The following is a 17,151-nucleotide window of genomic DNA, read 5'->3' as shown; positions in this document are numbered from 1 at the left end:
GCTCATAACCCGTCTACAGGCAGGCAAGGCCAATAAGACGCTCCAAAAGATGTCTCGTCTCGGCACTTCAGGCGACTTCATCTTTTTCCAAATACTCCCGCCGGAGGCGTCCGAACTCACCCACCAGCGCATTGCGGGCGCCACTCTTGCGCCACCGGGTCACAAATGCGCAGGCAGTCCACCGCGCGTGCAGCGATCTGGGACACGATATCCATCAGGGTGTCGGGCTTCAGATAAAACGCAGGAACCGGGGGCAGGATGACGGCCCCCATTTCTACCGCCGCCGTCATGTTGCGCAAATGGGCCAGCGTCAACGGTGCTTCGCGTGTCAGTAAAACCAACGGCCTGCGTTCCTTGAGCTGAACACTGGCGGCGCGCGTCAGCAGGTTATCGTCCAGCCCATGCGCAATTGCGGCAAGCGTTCGCATGGAACAGGGCGCAACGATCATGCCGGATACCGGAACCGACCCGGACGCAATGCTGGCACCGATATCGGCGCTCGGGTGATGCCGCGTCACCAGTTGCCGCAGGTTTTGCAAAGAATCCGGGCCGCATTCCTGCGCAAGGGTCCGCATCCCGGCAGCGCTGACCACAAGGTCGGTCTCGATATCCGATGACGCCAGACACCGGGCCACGGCAAGGCCCAACGCCGCGCCCGACGCACCGGATACCCCCAGAACAACACGGGCGTTTGTCATGCTCTCAGCTCCGGCATCAATCGGTTTACAAGGTCTTCCGCAAAGGCGTGATCGGCATCCGCAGTGCGCATCACCGTCCCCCATTCCCGCAGCGTTTCACTGCCCAGTTTCGTCGTGGCGTCGATGCCGATTTTTCCGGCCAGACCGGGTTCGGGCGATGCAAAATCCAGATAATCAATAGGTGTCCTGTCCAGCACCATCACATCCCGGCCCGGGTCCATGCGTGTGGCAAGCACCCAGGCTATATCCTCCCAGTTTCGGGGGTCGATATCAGCATCGACCGCGATGATCATTTTCGTATAGCTGAATTGCGGCAGCATTCCCCACAGGGCCATCATCACGCGCCGGGCCTGCCCCGGATACCGTTTGTCGATGGCAACGATTGCGATGCGATAGGAACAGGCGGCGGGCGGCAGCCAAAGATCGTGGATTTCGGGGATTTGCGCGCGGATGGTCGGCAAGGCCAGACGGTTGAACACCTCGCCAATGATCGACGGCTCGTCCGGTGGCCGCCCGGTATAGGTGGAAAGATACAGCGGCGCGTCCCGATGGGTGACAGCGCTGACCTGCATCACCGGAAAGGGTTCAGCCGGGTTGTAATAGCCGGTGTGATCCCCAAAAGGCCCCTCGGGGGCGGTTTCGCTTGGTGAAACCCAACCTTCCAGAACAATCTCGGCATCTGCAGGGACCAGCAGGGGGATGGTTCTGGCCGGGATCAGATGTGGGCGCTTCTGGTTCAGGGCACCGGCAAATGTCAGCTCGGATACCGCCTCTGGCAAGGGCAAGGCCGCCGACAACAGCGTCGCGGGGTTTGCGCCCAGCACAATGGCGACGGGCATCTTTTCGGCGCACCTCGCCCAGCTTCGGTGATGCGCCGCGCCGCCGCGATGGGGCAGCCAGCGCATGATGACACGGTTCCGGTCCAGCACCTGAATGCGGTAAACCCCCGCGTTATAGCCTTGCGCCGCGTTGGGATCGCTGCCGTAGGGCCGGGTAAGGACCACGGGCCATGTGATCAGCGGCCCGACATCACCGGGCCAGTGCGTCTGGACCGGCAGCGCTGTCAGGTCCACATCCGCCCCGCTGTGGCAGACGCTTTGAACCGGGGCAGTTCTGACCAGTTTCGGCCGGGTCGACAGGGCCGCCTTCAGCATCGGCCATCTGGCCAGCGCGTCCCGCACCCCGTCCGGCGGCGTCGGGGCTCGCAGCGCGGCCAGAAAGGCGCCCAGATCGTCCAGCCCGTCGGGTGTGACACCCAGCCCGGCAGCAACCCGCTCTGCCGTTCCGAACAGGTTGACGACGACCGGGGTATCGAGCCGATCAGTGGACACGTCTGTCGGGTGGTCAAATTGCAGAACCGGTCCGCCCGCCTCAAGCACGGAGCGGTGAACAGCGGTCATCTGGTGGCGCACGGAAACCGGATCAGGGATGCGCCTGAACTGTCCGGTGTCCTCGCACCATTTCAGAAAATGCCGTAGGCTGGGATATTGCGGCAGGGTGCGAATGGGGCTGCTCCGACGGTGGTGTCCACCCTCTAGCAACGAAAGCGAGGGGTCGAATTGACAACCGTCAAGTCACCCCTGCCGCGATCGTCCTAGGAAGGCATCCAAGGTCACAATGTTGAGACAGCAGGAGGTCTTATTGCCCGTTCCTGAGAACACGATACCGCGCTGCCCGGCGGCTTTGGCGGCCACGCTTCGGATAGCGCCGCTTGCCCCCTTATCACTGTCGCTGACGGTCTTCACGCGCCGGATCGCAAAGAAAAATCCGGAAATGTTTCAACGGCTTGGCCTATACGGAAGATCAGTTTTCGTTCTTGATCCGACGGATTTGCCTGTTGCCCTGCTGCTTGATCCGAATGGCGGTGCCCCAAAGGTGACACTGACCCGGCGCAGCGGGACAGGGGTTGCGCGTATTTCCGGCCCTCTGGCGGCCCTTCTTGGGCTGGTTCACGGCGCGTTTGACGGCGATGCGCTGTTCTTCTCACGTGATCTGGTGATCGAGGGCGATACGGCCGCAGCGCTGGCCCTGCGCAATGCAATCGACGACGCGGAACTGGACCTCGCGCACGAGGCCGCAGCCCTCTCCGGCCCGCTTGCGCGCCCGCTCAAGCAGCTCATCGCGTTGGTGGAACGTCGAACCGGCCTGTACCTGACCCGACCGGAAGACGCTGTACTATGGTAATGGAAATCGTCTGCCCGGCAGGAACGCCCGCCGCTTTGCGCGCAGCCGTCAAGGCCGGGGCGCATACGGTCTATTGCGGCTTCAATGATGAAACCAATGCGCGCAACTTTCCCGGTCTGAACTTTGACCGGGCCGAAATGCGCGCGGGCGTTGCCTTTGCCCATGACCACGGGGCCAGGGTGCTGGTTGCGATCAACACGTTTCCCCGCGCCGGCAACGAAGCAATCTGGCACCGCGCCGTGGCCGATGCGGAAACCTGCGGCGTGGATGCCGTGATCCTCGCCGATATTGGGTTGCTGGATTATGCCGCGTGCAATCATCCGGGGCTGCGCAGGCACCTGTCCGTGCAGGCCGCAGCCGCAAATGCCGATGTGATCAACTTCTATGCCGAAACTTTTGGCGTCAAACGCGTAGTCCTGCCGCGCGTGCTGTCGGTTCCCGAAATCGCCGCCATCAACGCCGAAACAGAAGTCGAGACCGAGGTTTTTGTGTTCGGCGGGCTCTGTGTGATGGCCGAAGGTCGCTGTTCGCTGTCCTCTTATGCCACCGGGCTGTCTCCGAACATGAATGGCGTCTGTTCGCCAGCCAGCCATGTCGAATACCAGAACGACCAGGGCGCGTTGAACACCCGTCTGGGTGGCTACCTGATCCACCGGGTCGAACGAAACCAGCCTGCACCCTATCCGACATTGTGCAAAGGGTGCTTTTCCGCAGGTGAAAAGACGGGCCACCTGTTCGAAGACCCCGTCAGCCTGAACGCGGAACGGCTGATCCCGCAATTGCAGAAGGCCGGTGTTACCGCGCTGAAGATCGAAGGGCGCCAGCGTTCGAAATCCTACGTCGCGCAGGTGGTTCGGAATTTCCGTGCCGCTGTCGACGCGCTTGAGGCCGGACGCCCTCTGCCCGAGGGGATGCTGGCCCGTTTGTCCGAAGGGCAGGCCATGACAACCGGCGCCTACAAAAAAACCTGGAGATAGCGCGATGGAACTGACCGTTGGCCCCAACCAGTTTTTCTGGCCCGCCGAGAACTGGATGTCTTTTTATGGGGATCTGGCCCATGCCTCCGTCGATCGCATCGTGCTGGGCGAGCTGGTTTGTTCCAAGCGCCTGCCGTTTTATCAGGACCGGATCCCCGACGCGATTACCCGACTGGTTGAGGCTGGCAAACAGGTTGCGCTGACCAGTCTTGCTCTGGTGACGCTCAAGCGTGAACGCAAGCTGACCGCCGATCTGGCGGATCTGGGGGTCACGGTCGAAATCAACGACCTGACCGCGCTGACGCATCTGCCCCAGAACACGGCTTTCGATGTCGGACCCCTGATCAATGTCTATAACGAAGGCACATTGGTATGGCTGGCGTCACGTGGCGCGCGCCGCATTTGCCTGCCACCGGAACTGCCAATCGCCTCGGTCAGGGTTCTGGCACAAGCCGCCGCCAGTCTGGGTGTCGCGGTCGAGGTTTGGGGCCACGGTCGCCTGCCATTGGCCATCTCCGGCCGGTGTTACCACGCGCGCCTGCATGGGCGCAGCAAAGACAACTGCCAGTTTGCCTGCGAAAACGACCCCGACGGGCTGGATGTGCTGACCGGGGATGGACAGCCGTTCATGGCCATGAACGGCGTGCAGACCCTGTCAGACAGCTATGCCTGCACGGATCATCAGATCGAGTTGCTGCAAAGCGCGGGCGTCTCGGCCCTGCGCCTGTCACCGCAATCTCAGGGGTTCCCAAGGCTGTGTGCCCTCTACCGACAGCGGCTGGATGGTCAGCTTGGCAGGGGCGATCTGGAACATGCGCTGCGCGCCGCCGATCCCGGTATAAGGCTAAGCGATGGGTTCCTGACCGGCGCATCCGGTGCTGAATGGTCGGGTTCGGCATGCGCGCCCACCGAAGCAGCACGCTGATCATTCTGGAAAAGACCGGCATCCGATAGCGAATTTTCAGCACGACCTGAGCGGGCGATCCGGAAAATCCATGGATCGTCCTGCACAGTCAGGTGGTCACAGGCAGGCGTTGCCGCACCAGTTCGGCCCACAGGTTTGCTCCCAATGGCAGCAGCGCGTCGTTGAAATCATAGTCATTCGCGTGCAGGGGGCGGCCATTCGACCCCTCGGTTCCATTGCCGATCAGCAGAAAACACCCCGGAACCGCTGCCGCAAATTCCGCGAAATCCTCGGAAAACGACATGGCGGTCCGGTCGCCGTCAACCTCCAGACCCAGCGTTTTTGCTGCTGAAACCACATGGGTTGCGGCGTCGGTATCGTTGATTGCCTCGATGAATTCGGTCCGGAATTCCACCGTCACCGCGACACCGTGGCTTTCCGCCACGCCCGCCGCGATCTGCCGCATATGGTGTTCAATCCGCGCGCGGTCATCGGGGGACATCGCCCGTGCGTCCCCTTTCAACACTGTTCGACCCGGCAGGACGTTGCGCTGCCCATCGGTGATGAACTCGGTCACGGAAACGACCGCGCCAGACAATGGGGCAAGCTTTCGCGAAACGATGGTTTGCAAGGCCAGAACAAGCTCTGCTGCGGGCGTGATTGTCTCGCGCCCGACATGGGGCATCGAGGCATGGCCGCCCTGACCGGTGATGGTGATCTCGAATAGGCTTTCGCTGCAACAAATGACACCGGCGCGGGTTGAAACCCGCCCGACGGGTTCGCCCGGCAGATTGTGCGCGCCATAGATTTCGTCAATCGGAAAATCCCGCAGGACGCCTTCCTCAATCATCGCCCGCGCGCCCAGCCCGTGCTCCTCGTTGGGCTGGAACAGGAAGACAACGGTGCCGTCAAAGCCCTGATCCCTGGCCAAAAGCTCGGCCGCGCCCAGCAGCATCGTCGTATGGCCGTCATGGCCGCAGGCATGCATCACGCCCGGATTCTGAGACTTGTAGGCAAAGCTGTTGGCCTCGGTAATGGGCAGGGCGTCGAAATCCGCGCGCAGACCGATGGACCGGTTGCCATGGCCCGCTCGTAGAACACCAACAACGCCGACACCCTCATGCACTTCGATGCCAAGGCTTCTCAGGTGATCGGCGATCCGGGCCTTGGTCCAGTCCTCCTGAAAGCCAAGCTCGGGGTTGCGGTGAAACTCATGCCGCAGGGCGCGCAGGTTTTCGAAAAAACTCGTCATGGCAACTCTCCTTCGTCCTGCTTTCTTTCGTCATTGCTACAGGGTTTTGCAATCCCGCTCAAAGATAGGTTCCGATTGATGCACGTTGCCCCCGGATGAGAGCCCTGAACAATTTCGATCCCGCGAGGGGAACACCAGCCCACGCATCACAAGACGGCAGGTCTGTAAACCATTCTGCGCCTACATCCCGTTGCGGGGGATGACAAAAGACTGTTCTTCCTCAAAGATCAGGTCGTCACCCGACCACGCCTTTAGGCGAGCGGTCAGGTGAAATTCGGTCGCAGTCGCCCTTTGTTCGGAACAGGTCCAGATCTTGGCGGACCACCCCTCGCGGTCGAAACCGGCGGTTTGCTCCATTGTGGCCACTGCCGACAACGGATCATCCGGCTGGATGGTATAGCGTCGATCCGACATATCGCTCAGCACCGTGCCGATATCGTCGAGGCGAATATCGCCCACCGGCCCAAAGACACCCCCGTCAAGGAAATACCTGTGTGTCACCTCGCCATTGGTCAGATCGGTGTGGACCGAACGCTCCATCGAACCGGAGCGAACGTTCGTCTTCCGCGGGGCGACGTCGGGACCCCGAGGTTCGGGCAAGGGGCGTGGGGCTGGCGTGTCATCTCGCTGGCTGCGCACGGGCAGGATCAGCCGCGATGTGCCGGGCCGGATCGTCAGCGTAACCGGCTCGGGCGCTGGCCACAGGACCGGCCAATAGGCGGACGCGATTTGCAGAACGATGCGATGACCCGCCAACACCCGATAACCGGTTCCATAAAGCGGGACAGTCACGTGCATGTCTTCGCCGGGTGTGATCGGTGTCGGTTCAGTGTCGCTGATCCGGTGGGTCAGATTGCAGAACCCGCGTGCAATCAATGTCTGCGCGCCATCCGGGGCCTCATCCACCAGCAGGGCCGCAACGAAACCCTGCGTCCGATCGGCAGAAACTGTCAGGTCAACCGAGGGCTGGCCCAGAATATCTATGGGCTTTTCCAAGGGCTTTGCTTTGAATTGCAGCGCCCCTGCGGCCTCGATCCGGCAATCTGCTGCCATATCTCCGGGTATTGCAAAGGAACACATGTCGCCCGCTGCGGCCCCGAAATTCTGAGGCGAACAGACCGACATCTCCCCGCCCGACCCGGCGGAGGCATCCAGGGTTCCGTCATTCAGCCACAAGGGCTGGTCCTTGACATTTGGCGATGGCCAGCTCGGCTCCTCGATCCACCGCCCCTCGCGGTGTACATGAGTTCCGGACGGGGCGGCACTGTCTTGCAGGAAAAACCGCAGCGGCGGCTCGTCCATCAGGCCGGTGTCGATCCCCTTCAGCCAATGGTCCCAGAACCGGATCACCTCGCCGACGAAATCGACCCGGGGCCCCGGCACCCCTTCTTGCGGATACAGATGCGCCCAGGGGCCCATCAGGATCTTGACCGGCCCGCTCAGATGTTCCGCGATGCGGAACGGCGTGTCGCGATACAGGTCCATCCATCCGCCAAAGAAATACACCGGCACATCGACATCCGCATAGTTTTCGCAGATCGAGCCGCGCCGCCACATGTCGTCATGGGTCTGATGTTCCAGCCACTTGGCGGGCCAGAATTCGACCCCCTCCAACCGTGCGCGCCACATGTCGATCCAGCGATCCGCGCCCACGATCTCGGGGTCGGGCGGCATGGCATTGTACAGCTGCATGATCGAACCCCACCAGAAATTGTCATTGGCCAGACAGCCGCCGTAAAAGTGAATATCCTCGCGCCAGCGGTCATCCGTTCCCATCACCGGCGCAATCGCCTTCAGCGCTGGTGGGCGGGTCGCGGCCACCTGAAAGGCGTTATACGCCCCCCAGCTTTTGCCAAACATTCCGACATTTCCGTCGCACCAGTCCTGATCTGCAATCCACTGGATGATGTCGTGTCCATCCTGAATCTCCTGATGCGAATACTCATCCTCGGGGATCCCGTCGCTGTCGCCATAACCGCGGATATCCACCCGGATCGACGCATAGCCTGCTGCGGCGAAATGCGGATGCATACTTTCATCCCGCATCCGGGTGCGATCCCGGCGGCGATAGGGGATGTATTCCAGAACACAGGGAACAGGCGTTGTTCGCGCCGATCCGGGCAGCCAAAGCCGGGCCGCAAGTTTTGCGCCGTCCGGCATGGGAATCCAAACGGTTTCGATGACCTCTGTGTTGCTCATGTCCGGTCCTTTGACTGACTGTCAGGTGAAAGGCTGCTTGTGGTGTGCTTCATTGATCTCACCACCGAAGCCCCAAGCGCAGCGCATCGTAAATGGCGGCATGCGTGTTACGTGATGAAACGGCATCTCCGATCCGGTACAGATCAAACCCGGCCTCTGGGACAGATTGCGGAAACACGGGGCCGGACCCGCTAACCAGCGCTTCATAATCCACGGCGCCCAGGTTGCGCGACAGCGGTTTCAGGTCGAAGTACAGATCATCCAGCGGCAAAACACCCTGATTGACAACCACCTGATCATACAGGCGCTTTTCTGTCAGGTCCGAGTAATCCGTTCCAATGGCTGCCTCCAGCTGATTGCCTGATCGCACCAGTGATTTCAGCGTCCGGGCGACTGTGAACACGGCTCCGGTCTTTTGCAGGGCCCGCATGTAGGGCACCAGGTTCATTCCCATGATTTCGGGGGCAAAACTTCGGTCGCGGGTCATGATTTCTACCCGCCCGCCCGCTTTTGCGATAGCCTCAGCCGCCATCAGGGCCGGGTGATCCCCCGCATCGTCATAGATAAGGACATTGTCGCCGGGGCGCACATCACCGGTCAGGATATCCCAGGCAGTAACCGCCAGATCGTTACCCGCCTCCAGAACCGTCACCTCGGGCAACCCGCCGGTTGCGATCACCACCATGTCCGGCGCAAGCGCGGTTACAGCATCGGCGTCCGCAAAGGTGTTGAACCGAAATGTCACGTCGCGCGCCGCGCATTGGGCCATGCGCCAGTCGATGATCCCGATCATCTCGGCCCGGCGTCGGGATTGCGCGGTCAGCCGCACCTGACCGCCGGGTTCGGGCGCGGCCTCAAGAACGGTGACGTCATGCCCGCGCTCGGCCGCAACCCGCGCGGCCTCAAGCCCGCCGGGGCCTGCGCCCACAATCACCGCGCGGCGGCGCGTTTCAGCGGCGGGGATCACATGCGGCATCGACAATTCGCGCCCGGTGGCCGGGTTGTGGATGCACAGCGCCTCACCCGCCTGATAAATGCGGTCAAGACAATAGGTGGCGCCAACGCAAGGCCGGATGTCCTCTTCCCGTCCGGCCCGGATTTTGGCAACGATCATCGGATCGGCCATATGTGCGCGGGTCATGCCGACCATGTCCAGCAGGCCCGAGGCCACCGCATGCCGTGCCGTTGCCACATCGGGAATGCGCGCGGCGTGAAAGGTCGGCATCCCAACCTCGGCCCTCACGCGCCCGGCGAAATCCAGATGGGGTGCGCTTTTCATGCCCTGAACCGGGATCACGTCCGTCATGGCCGGGTCGGTATGAATACGCCCGCGAATAATGTTCAGGAAATCGACCTGACCACTGTCACGCAGCCTTCGGGCAATCTCCAGCCCTTCCGCTTCGGTGATGCCGCCCTTTTCCACCTCGTCGGCGGTGTAACGGACCCCTATGATGAAATCGCGCCCGACGCGGTCGCGGATTGCATCCAGAACCATGAAGCCAAAGCGCAACCGGTTGTCCAGATTGCCCCCAAAAGGCGCGTCCATCCGATTGGTCATCGGCGACCAGAACTGATCGATCAGATGGCCATAGGCCTGCAATTCAATTCCATCCAGCCCGGCGGCCTGCATCCGTTCGGCAGCATCGGCGTAATCGGTCACAATCCGCGCGATGTCGAAATCTTCCATCTTCTTGGCAAAGGCCCGGTGCGCCGGTTCCCGGTCGTGCGACGGCGACAGGGATGGCAGCCAGTCACCCTTGTTCCAGCCCGTGCGCCGCCCCAGATGGGTCAGCTGGATCATCACCGCACAGCCATGGGCATGGCAGGCATCCGTCAGCTCCGCCATCCAGCGGACCACCTCGTCCTTGTAAGCTAGGATATTGTTGAACGCAGGCGGGCTGTCGCGGCTGACAACGGCCGACCCCGCCGTCATGGTCATCGCAACCCCCGCTTTGGCCCGCACCTCGTGATAGGCACGATAACGTTCCGTCGGCATCCCATCTTCGGGATAGGCGGGTTCGTGACTGGTCGTCATGATCCGGTTCTTCAGCGTCAGGTGCTTTAGCTGATAAGGTTGCAGCAAGGCATCGCGGCTCATGATAGCGCCTCGTGATCGGTTTGAGTGCGCAAGGCGGCAACAGGGTCGGATGACATGCGGCTCTCCGGTTGTCTGGGGGCAAGAGGTGTGGGTCTTTGCTGATTGAAATCAAACTGGAATTGCCAAGTCAAACTTGTTTTCAATCAGACGTTTTGGACCCATTTTCCTCATGCCTTACGCCCGAGTGGACAGGACAAGCGTGGCCGCGCGCACCCGGTTGGCGCATGCCTTCGGTGAACAAATTCTCTTGCGGGGTGCCACGCGCAAACAGGCGGCGAGGCCGGGCTCAGGGCACGTCGGAATGAACGCTCAGCAGGGTTTCCAGAAACAGCTTGGCCGCACGTGTCGGATCCGGATGTTTCCGTGTCACCGCCGCAAAGCGCGTTCTGTATTTGATTTCCTGCGGCATCACCTGCCTCATAAGCCCCTGTTCGACAAATTCCTGCGCCAGATGGTCCGGAAGAAAGCCCAGATAGCTGCCTGACAGAATAAGAATTGCAAGGGCCTGTTCGTTCTGCACTTTGGCAGCGCGCCGAAACCCCAGTTGCTGGCCATAGATCAGGTTGGGCGAGTTCACGTTCAGACCCGCATAGTTGTACGCCTGAATGTCCCGCAAACTCAGCGTGTCAGCGGACTGGCTGAACAACGGATTGTCCTGCCCGCAATACAGAAACATGTTTTCCCCATAAAGTGGCGCATAATGCAGGCTTGCCGAGGGGCGGTGCAGGGCGATGATCCCGACATCCAGCTGCCCGCTGATAACCATGGTCTCAATGACGTTGGGCGGTTCGATCGACAACTCGATCTGGATGGCAGGGGCGGCTTCGTTGAACCTGTGAATGGCGCGGGCAAGGCGCGCTTCTGGGTTCGTGGTACACTGATCGAACAACGCCACGCGGATACTTCCTGCCAGTTGCTGCTTGATCTCGTTGACTTCGGTTCTGAACTGAGAAACCGAAATCAGCAGGTCTTCTGTCGCGGCCAGCACTTTTTCGCCGTCTTCAGTCAGGGAAAAACCCGCCGGGCCACGGTTGCACAGCTTCAAATCCAGCCGAAGCTCCAGATCCGATATGTGTTTCGAGATTGTTGATTTCCCGATGTTGAGCTCATTTTCCGCCGCTGAAAACCCTCCGCTTTCCGCAACGGTTTTGAAAACCCGAAGAAGGCGGATGTCCGTGTCCCCGATGCGGGTGGCCAGTGGGTTCTGTCTCATATTAAAAGTTCGACATTTGTGAAACCTTTCACGCAAATATTAACAACGACGAAACCATGTTGGCAAGATAGCCTCTTGTGGCCGAGGCAGAATCGGACTGGCCACCTTCTCCCCAGGCCATCGCGCACCTCGAAACACGACAAATGGGAGGACATCCATGTCATTTATCAAAAAGCTTGGCACCATCAGCGCCGCCGTTTCCGTTGCTGCACTGATGGTTGCGGGCACGGCTGATGCGAAGAACTTCAAGATCGCGGTGGGCGATAGCGCAGGAAGCGCACAGGAAGCTCTGGGCATCGCCTTCGTCAAGGCGCTGGAAGAGAAATCGGGCGGTGCACATACCGCAACGCTGTTCCTGAACGGTCAGCTGGGGTCCGAACAGGACACCGTGAACGAAGCGGCGATCGGCACGCTGGATATGTCTCTGCTGGCGATCAACAACATCACGCCGTTCTCGCCTTCGGTCGGTGTTTTCACGCTGCCTTACGTGATCCTCAGCCTGGAAGATGCCGAAAAGCTGACCCAGGGCCCAATCGGTCAGGAACTGGTCGAAAACACCATCCGTGATGCCGGCGTGCGCATCATCGGCTGGACCTATACCGGTTTCCGCCGCCTGACCAACTCGAAAAAGCCGGTCAAATCGGTTGCTGACCTTCAGGATCTGGTCATCCGCGTTCCCAAGAACGAGATCATGATTGAAACCTACAAGGCATGGGGCATCAACCCGACGCCGATGGCATGGTCGGAAACCTTCACCGGTCTGCAAACCAAGGTGGTCGACGGGCAGGACAACCCTTATCTGACCATCAACGCGATGAAGTTCTACGAGGTTCAGGACCACGTCACCAACCTGCGCTACATCTTCTCGATTGAACCGCTGATCGTTTCAGAAGCGGTCTTCCAGGACCTGTCCGCAGAAGATCAGGCAATCCTCCTTGAAGCAGGACAAGAAGCCACCCTGGCATCCGCACAATTCCTGCGGGATTCCGAAGCCGCCATCAAGGAAGAGCTGACCGCCAAAGGCATGGAGATCATCGATCCCGAAAACGACGAAGCCGAGTTCATCGAACTGGCGACCGGTGCCGTATGGCCCCAGTTCTACGACTCCATCGGTGGCGTCGAAAAACTGAACACCGTTCTGGAAGCCATCGGCCGCGAGCCGGTGCAGCAATAATCGCCGCAGAGCGATACCGGGAAGAGCGCCACGGCGCTCTTCTCATCTCAGGGAGGAGTGAAACCACATGTTCTGGAAATTTCTGGACAACATAGAAAGTGTCATCTGCCGGATACTCTTATCCGGCTTTGTCTGCCTTTTGTTCGTGCAGATCATCGCGCGCGAGGTCTTCGGCTTTTCGGTCAGCTGGATCGAAGAACTCTCGGTCTACATGTTCGTATGGTTCGTCTATTTCGGTGCAAGTTACGCCGCCTTGAAAGGGGCGCATAACCGCGTGACATTCCAGTTCAAGTTCCTGCCTGAGGGGGCGATCAAGTACATCGAAGCCTTCGCCGATCTCTTCTGGCTCTTCTTCAATGTCTACTTCCTCTATCTGGCGACAGATTTTGTCTTCAACAAGATGAACAAGTTCTGGAAATCCCAGACCCTGGGTGTCGAGATGAAGTATATCTACATGGTGCTGCCCATCGCGTTTGCGCTGATGACCGTCCGCATCATTCAGGTGAATTACCTCCGCCTTGTCAAAGGCGAGGACATTCACGATCCCGATCAGATCGACCTCGACGAAATCAAAGCTGCGACCGAAGCAGCAAAGAAATCCTAAGGGCAGGGGGTTAAATCATGGAATCCGAAATCGTCACGGTCCTGTTTGGATCATTTCTGTTCTTGCTGCTCATTGGCGCGCCGATCACGGTGGCGCTGGGTGTCGCGTCGCTGATCTCGTTTCTCTATCTGGGCGATAACCCGATCAAATTCGTGCAGATCGCCTTTACATCCGTGGGTTCGTTCCCGCTGATGGCGCTGCCAGCCTTTATCCTCGCCGGGGCCTTGATGGAGGCTGCCGGTATCTCAAAACGCCTGATCAACGTTGCCGAAAGTCTGGCCGGTCCTTTCACCGGTGGTATTTCGGCCGCAACGGTCATGGCCTGTCTGTTCTTTGGCGCAATTTCGGGCTCGGGCCCGGCAACAACCGCGGCTGTTGGGATGCTGATGATCCCGGCAATGATCGACCGCGGCTATGAGCGCGGCTATGCCTCGGCGATCACTGCGTCCTCTGGCGGCCTCGGGATTATCATTCCTCCCTCCATCCCGATGGTGATCTTCGGCATTGCCGCGCTCGGTATGGCCCCGCCACCCGAAGCGGTCGAGAAATTCGGCACCTTCCAGTCGGTTTCGATTTCGAAACTGTTCATTGCCGGGTTTGTACCCGCCTTCCTGATCGCCACTAGCCTTCTGATCCTGAACTACTTCATGTCGAAAAAGCGCGGCTACAAAGGCGTCGCCGAAGGCTGGTCGATCCGCCATGTAGGCTGCGAAATGTATCGCGGGTTCTGGTCTTTGATGGCGCCGCTGGTGATCCTGGGCGGTATCTATACCGGCTTCTTCACCCCGACCGAGGCTGCAATCGTCGCGATCTTCTATACCCTGTTCGTGGGGGTAGTCATCTATCGCGAACTGACCTGGCAGTCGCTGTTCCAGTCGCTTGAAGCCACCACATGGCTGACCGGTCGCGTCCTGCTGATCCTGTTCACCGCTACGGTGTTCGGACGTCTTTTGGTGGAAAACCAGATCCCGGCGATCATCGCAGATTCGATGCTCAGCTTCACCGACAACCTCTATGTGATCTGGGCGCTGATCATCTTCTTCCTGCTGTTCGTCGGCATGTTCATGGAAACACTGGCCACCATCCTGATCCTTGTTCCGGTAATGCTGCCGGTGGCCTATTCGGTGGGTATCGATCCGATCCACTTTGGCGTGGTGATGGTCTGTACGCTGGGCATCGGGTTCCAGACCCCGCCGCTGGGCGAGAACCTGTTCATCGCATCGGGTATCTCGAACATCTCGATCGAACAGATCTCGTTGCGCGCGCTGCCTTTTGCGGCGGCAAACACGGTGGCGATCTTCATAATCGCCTTCTTCCCTGAACTGTCGCTGTGGCTCCCACGGCTGTTTGGCTACTGATCTGAAAGGATGACGACATGAAACAGATGGTCTCCAACATCCTGTTTGCCACCGACCTGTCCGAAAACTCGGGTCACGCCATGCGCCATGCCGCAAGCATCGCGCAGGCCACCGGGGCGGAGATTCACGTGTTGCACGTGAATGAACCCCTGTCGGACGACGCCAAGATCACGATGGAAATCTTCATCATGAACGAAGAGACCCGCAAGACCGCCATTGAGCGTCGTCACGAGATGGTGCGCAAGGTTCTGGCCGAACGGCAAGCCAAGTTCTGGGCGCAGTTCGACGGCGACGACGGGAAAATTCGCGATCAGGTCACCTCGGTCGAGGTGACTGACGGCCATCCGGCAGAAGTGATCCTGCGCCGCTCGGTCGAACTGGGTTGCGACCTGATCGTATTGGGCGCGCATGATCACGGCTTTTCGCACACCTTCCTGGGCACGGTCGCAAAACGCGTTTTGCGGCGCTCCAGGATCCCGACACTGATCGTTCCGAACCCGGACGAAATGTAACAACACCACTGACAAGGAAGTACAAAATGAACAAAACCCTGACCGCGCAGGACCTGGCGGATACGTTTGACGCGTTTAACCGCCACGACATCGACGGCGTGATGACCCACTTCGCCGACGACTGCGTGTTCTACACCGTGGCCGGTGACGAAAAATACGGCAACAAGGTTGAAGGTGCCGCTGCCATCGCCGCTGCGTTTTCGGGCGTCTGGGCAGGCATGAAAGACGCCCATTGGGATCATCACAGTCATTTTGTCCACGGTGATCGTGCGGTGTCCGAGTGGACCTTCTCGGGAACCGATGCAAACGGTATGCGGATCGAAGCTGAAGGTGCGGATCTGTTCACGGTTCGTGACGGTAAAATCGTTGTAAAACAGGCGCTTCGCAAAACGCGCCCAATGTTCAAAGCCTGATCCGCCGCCCTGCGCGCAGCCTCGGAGAAAAACAAGAATGGTGGATAACAGCATCCCGCGTCACTGGCCCAAGGCCAGCTATGACCCCAAATATGACCCGATCATTGATGCGGGTCCGGGTCACAATCGCGACCACGCGCCCACATATTGGATTGGAACGGCCGGAACACCTCCGGCCGATGATGGACCTGTGTCCAGCGATGTGGATGCAGATGTGGTGGTCATCGGATCGGGGTATACCGGCCTGTCCACCGCCATCCATCTTGCCAAGGAACACGGCATTCAAGCCGTTGTTTTAGAAGCAAATACCGTCTCCTGGGGCTGCTCCACCCGCAACGGCGGGCAGGCCCAGATTTCATCCGGGCGGCTCAAGCGGTCGCAATGGATCGAACGGTGGGGAACGGACGTGGCCAAGCGCATGCATGCCGAGGTCACAGAAGCGTTTCAGCTGTTCAACGATCTGATTGCGTCCGACGATATCGATTGCGACCCCCAACCGGGTGGCCACTACTACATCGCGCATCGCGACAAGGTCATGCCGTCCCTCAAGAAAGAGAGCAAGCTGCTCAACGATGTGTTCGGCTATGGTTCGCGCATCCTCTCTCGGGAAGAACTTCACGAAAAGCACGTGCGCGATATGGAGGCCACAGGTGCCATGTGGGAACCTGACGGGACCTGTATCCATGCGGGTAAACTGGCGTTCGGCTATGTCAACATGGCGCGTCGTTTGGGGGTGAAAATTCACACCGGCAGCCCGGTTATGGGATGGCAGACGAAGAACGGCGTGCATCACCTGCGCACACCGGGCGGCATCGTCCGCGCCGAAACGGTGGCCTTGGCAACCGCGGGCTATACCCCGCCGGGTCTGAACACGCGCACAAAGCACCGCTTGATGCCCATCCTGTCCAACTCGATGGTGACACGGCCGCTGACCCAGGCCGAGCTGGATGAGTGTGGCATTCAGACCAAATCGCCCCTGACGGACACGCGCACCCTGCGCCATTATTATCGTTTATTGCCTGACAACCGGATGCAGATCGGCAGCCGCAGCGCGGTAACAGGACGAGACGCCGAGAACGAAAAACATTTGGAGCTTCTGAAAAAGGGCCTCGCCCGAAAGTTTCCGGCGCTGACGGATATCAACCTCGATTACTCGTGGTGGGGCTGGGTCGATGTCAGCCACGATATGATGCCGCGTATCTTTCAACCGGACCCGGAACAGCGCGTGTTCTACGCGATGGGATATGGTGGCAACGGCGTGATGTACTCGGCTCAGGCCGGGCGTCGTATGGCACAGCTGATCGCGGGCAAGAAAGACAAGGCCTTTGCCCTGCCGATCTTCACGTCCCCGCTGCCCAGCCATGGCATCCTGACACCCTTCCGCCGCCTGGGGCAGCGTATAGCCTATGTCGGCTATTACCTCCGAGACGAAATACTGTAATTTACCAACGCTTTGGCGTTCCGAAGATAAGGAAACACCCCTATGAAGATGACGACGGAAGAGGCCTTTGTTAAGGTTTTGCAGATGCATGGTATTGAACATGCGTTTGGGATCATTGGCTCTG

At 59.8% G+C, this 17,151-nt stretch carries 15 protein-coding genes; 9 read left to right on the top strand and 6 right to left on the bottom strand.

Going from position 1 to position 17,151, the window contains the following annotated elements; genetic code table 11:
- Window positions 1-116: 116 nt before the first annotated feature.
- Both ACR0CE_RS18425 and ACR0CE_RS18420 read right to left on the bottom strand, forming a co-directional pair.
- Window positions 117-698, bottom strand: a complete 582-nt coding sequence (locus ACR0CE_RS18425) for a UbiX family flavin prenyltransferase (RefSeq protein WP_480833403.1) — start codon at window positions 696-698, stop codon at window positions 117-119.
- Window positions 695-2,203 carry a UbiD family decarboxylase gene (locus ACR0CE_RS18420; protein ID WP_480833421.1) on the bottom strand — a complete coding sequence of 503 codons (1,509 nt, stop codon included), beginning with the start codon at window positions 2,201-2,203 and terminating at the stop codon, window positions 695-697. The genes ACR0CE_RS18425 and ACR0CE_RS18420 overlap by 4 nt, the downstream gene beginning before the upstream one ends.
- A gap of 136 nt (window positions 2,204-2,339) precedes the next feature.
- Between ACR0CE_RS18420 and ubiT the strand changes: the two genes are divergently transcribed.
- Genes ubiT through ubiV form a run of 3 tightly spaced genes read left to right on the top strand, consistent with a single transcriptional unit; the run spans window position 2,340 to window position 4,784 of the window.
- A complete protein-coding gene (gene ubiT / locus ACR0CE_RS18415) occupies window positions 2,340-2,882 on the top strand; it encodes a ubiquinone anaerobic biosynthesis accessory factor UbiT (protein ID WP_480833402.1) in 543 nt (180 codons plus the stop codon).
- Complete coding sequence (gene ubiU, locus ACR0CE_RS18410) at window positions 2,882-3,859, top strand: ubiquinone anaerobic biosynthesis protein UbiU (RefSeq protein WP_480833420.1); 978 nt, start codon at window positions 2,882-2,884, stop codon at window positions 3,857-3,859. Before ubiT ends, ubiU begins: the two co-directional genes overlap by 1 nt.
- Window positions 3,860-3,863: 4 nt before the next feature.
- Window positions 3,864-4,784 (top strand): ubiquinone anaerobic biosynthesis protein UbiV, encoded by a 921-nt coding sequence (ubiV, locus tag ACR0CE_RS18405; RefSeq protein WP_480833401.1) that lies wholly within the window; start codon window positions 3,864-3,866, stop codon window positions 4,782-4,784.
- An 88-nt stretch (window positions 4,785-4,872) separates the two neighbouring features.
- On the opposite strand, the gene ACR0CE_RS18400 is transcribed toward ubiV, so the two are convergent.
- The 4 genes from ACR0CE_RS18400 to ACR0CE_RS18385 all read right to left on the bottom strand — a co-directional run bounded on the left by ACR0CE_RS18400 (window position 4,873) and on the right by ACR0CE_RS18385 (window position 11,525).
- Window positions 4,873-6,015, bottom strand: coding sequence for an amidohydrolase (locus tag ACR0CE_RS18400; RefSeq protein ID WP_480833400.1), 1,143 nt, complete (start codon window positions 6,013-6,015; stop codon window positions 4,873-4,875).
- A gap of 180 nt (window positions 6,016-6,195) precedes the next feature.
- A complete protein-coding gene (locus ACR0CE_RS18395) occupies window positions 6,196-8,214 on the bottom strand; it encodes a CocE/NonD family hydrolase (RefSeq protein WP_480833399.1) in 2,019 nt (672 codons plus the stop codon).
- 58 nt (window positions 8,215-8,272) lie between these two features.
- A complete protein-coding gene (locus ACR0CE_RS18390) occupies window positions 8,273-10,312 on the bottom strand; it encodes an oxidoreductase (RefSeq protein WP_480484810.1) in 2,040 nt (679 codons plus the stop codon).
- A 286-nt stretch (window positions 10,313-10,598) separates the two neighbouring features.
- Window positions 10,599-11,525, bottom strand: coding sequence for a LysR family transcriptional regulator (locus ACR0CE_RS18385; RefSeq protein WP_480508719.1), 927 nt, complete (start codon window positions 11,523-11,525; stop codon window positions 10,599-10,601).
- A 157-nt stretch (window positions 11,526-11,682) separates the two neighbouring features.
- On the opposite strand from ACR0CE_RS18385, the gene ACR0CE_RS18380 reads away from it, so the two are divergent.
- The 6 genes from ACR0CE_RS18380 to ACR0CE_RS18355 all read left to right on the top strand — a co-directional run bounded on the left by ACR0CE_RS18380 (window position 11,683) and on the right by ACR0CE_RS18355 (window position 17,027).
- Window positions 11,683-12,699 (top strand): TRAP transporter substrate-binding protein, encoded by a 1,017-nt coding sequence (locus ACR0CE_RS18380; protein ID WP_267366014.1) that lies wholly within the window; start codon window positions 11,683-11,685, stop codon window positions 12,697-12,699.
- Between the two features lie 67 nt (window positions 12,700-12,766).
- Complete coding sequence (locus tag ACR0CE_RS18375) at window positions 12,767-13,303, top strand: TRAP transporter small permease (RefSeq protein ID WP_480496055.1); 537 nt, start codon at window positions 12,767-12,769, stop codon at window positions 13,301-13,303.
- Between the two features lie 17 nt (window positions 13,304-13,320).
- Window positions 13,321-14,661: a TRAP transporter large permease gene (locus ACR0CE_RS18370; RefSeq protein ID WP_480496053.1), complete on the top strand. Its 1,341-nt coding sequence runs from the start codon at window positions 13,321-13,323 to the stop codon at window positions 14,659-14,661.
- Window positions 14,662-14,678: 17 nt separating this feature from the next.
- Complete coding sequence (locus ACR0CE_RS18365; protein WP_480496051.1) at window positions 14,679-15,173, top strand: universal stress protein; 495 nt, start codon at window positions 14,679-14,681, stop codon at window positions 15,171-15,173.
- 26 nt (window positions 15,174-15,199) lie between these two features.
- Complete coding sequence (locus tag ACR0CE_RS18360) at window positions 15,200-15,586, top strand: nuclear transport factor 2 family protein (RefSeq protein ID WP_480488946.1); 387 nt, start codon at window positions 15,200-15,202, stop codon at window positions 15,584-15,586.
- A gap of 37 nt (window positions 15,587-15,623) precedes the next feature.
- Window positions 15,624-17,027: an NAD(P)/FAD-dependent oxidoreductase gene (locus tag ACR0CE_RS18355; RefSeq protein ID WP_480833398.1), complete on the top strand. Its 1,404-nt coding sequence runs from the start codon at window positions 15,624-15,626 to the stop codon at window positions 17,025-17,027.
- Window positions 17,028-17,151 lie beyond the last annotated feature (124 nt).

The sequence above is a fragment of the Ruegeria sp. L11 genome, assembly GCF_056531755.1.
This window is presented reverse-complemented; position numbering and strand designations above follow the sequence as displayed.

Coding starts and splice junctions, on each gene's coding strand:
- ACR0CE_RS18385 (WP_480508719.1), bottom strand. CDS start 11,525: ATGAGACAGAACCCACTGGCCACCCGCATCGGGGACACGGACATCCGC.
- ACR0CE_RS18360 (WP_480488946.1), top strand. CDS start 15,200: ATGAACAAAACCCTGACCGCGCAGGACCTGGCGGATACGTTTGACGCG.
- ACR0CE_RS18375 (WP_480496055.1), top strand. CDS start 12,767: ATGTTCTGGAAATTTCTGGACAACATAGAAAGTGTCATCTGCCGGATA.
- ACR0CE_RS18395 (WP_480833399.1), bottom strand. CDS start 8,214: ATGAGCAACACAGAGGTCATCGAAACCGTTTGGATTCCCATGCCGGAC.
- ACR0CE_RS18370 (WP_480496053.1), top strand. CDS start 13,321: ATGGAATCCGAAATCGTCACGGTCCTGTTTGGATCATTTCTGTTCTTG.
- ACR0CE_RS18400 (WP_480833400.1), bottom strand. CDS start 6,015: ATGACGAGTTTTTTCGAAAACCTGCGCGCCCTGCGGCATGAGTTTCAC.
- ubiU (WP_480833420.1), top strand. CDS start 2,882: ATGGAAATCGTCTGCCCGGCAGGAACGCCCGCCGCTTTGCGCGCAGCC.
- ACR0CE_RS18380 (WP_267366014.1), top strand. CDS start 11,683: ATGTCATTTATCAAAAAGCTTGGCACCATCAGCGCCGCCGTTTCCGTT.
- ubiV (WP_480833401.1), top strand. CDS start 3,864: ATGGAACTGACCGTTGGCCCCAACCAGTTTTTCTGGCCCGCCGAGAAC.
- ACR0CE_RS18425 (WP_480833403.1), bottom strand. CDS start 698: ATGACAAACGCCCGTGTTGTTCTGGGGGTATCCGGTGCGTCGGGCGCG.
- ACR0CE_RS18390 (WP_480484810.1), bottom strand. CDS start 10,312: ATGAGCCGCGATGCCTTGCTGCAACCTTATCAGCTAAAGCACCTGACG.
- ACR0CE_RS18365 (WP_480496051.1), top strand. CDS start 14,679: ATGAAACAGATGGTCTCCAACATCCTGTTTGCCACCGACCTGTCCGAA.
- ACR0CE_RS18355 (WP_480833398.1), top strand. CDS start 15,624: ATGGTGGATAACAGCATCCCGCGTCACTGGCCCAAGGCCAGCTATGAC.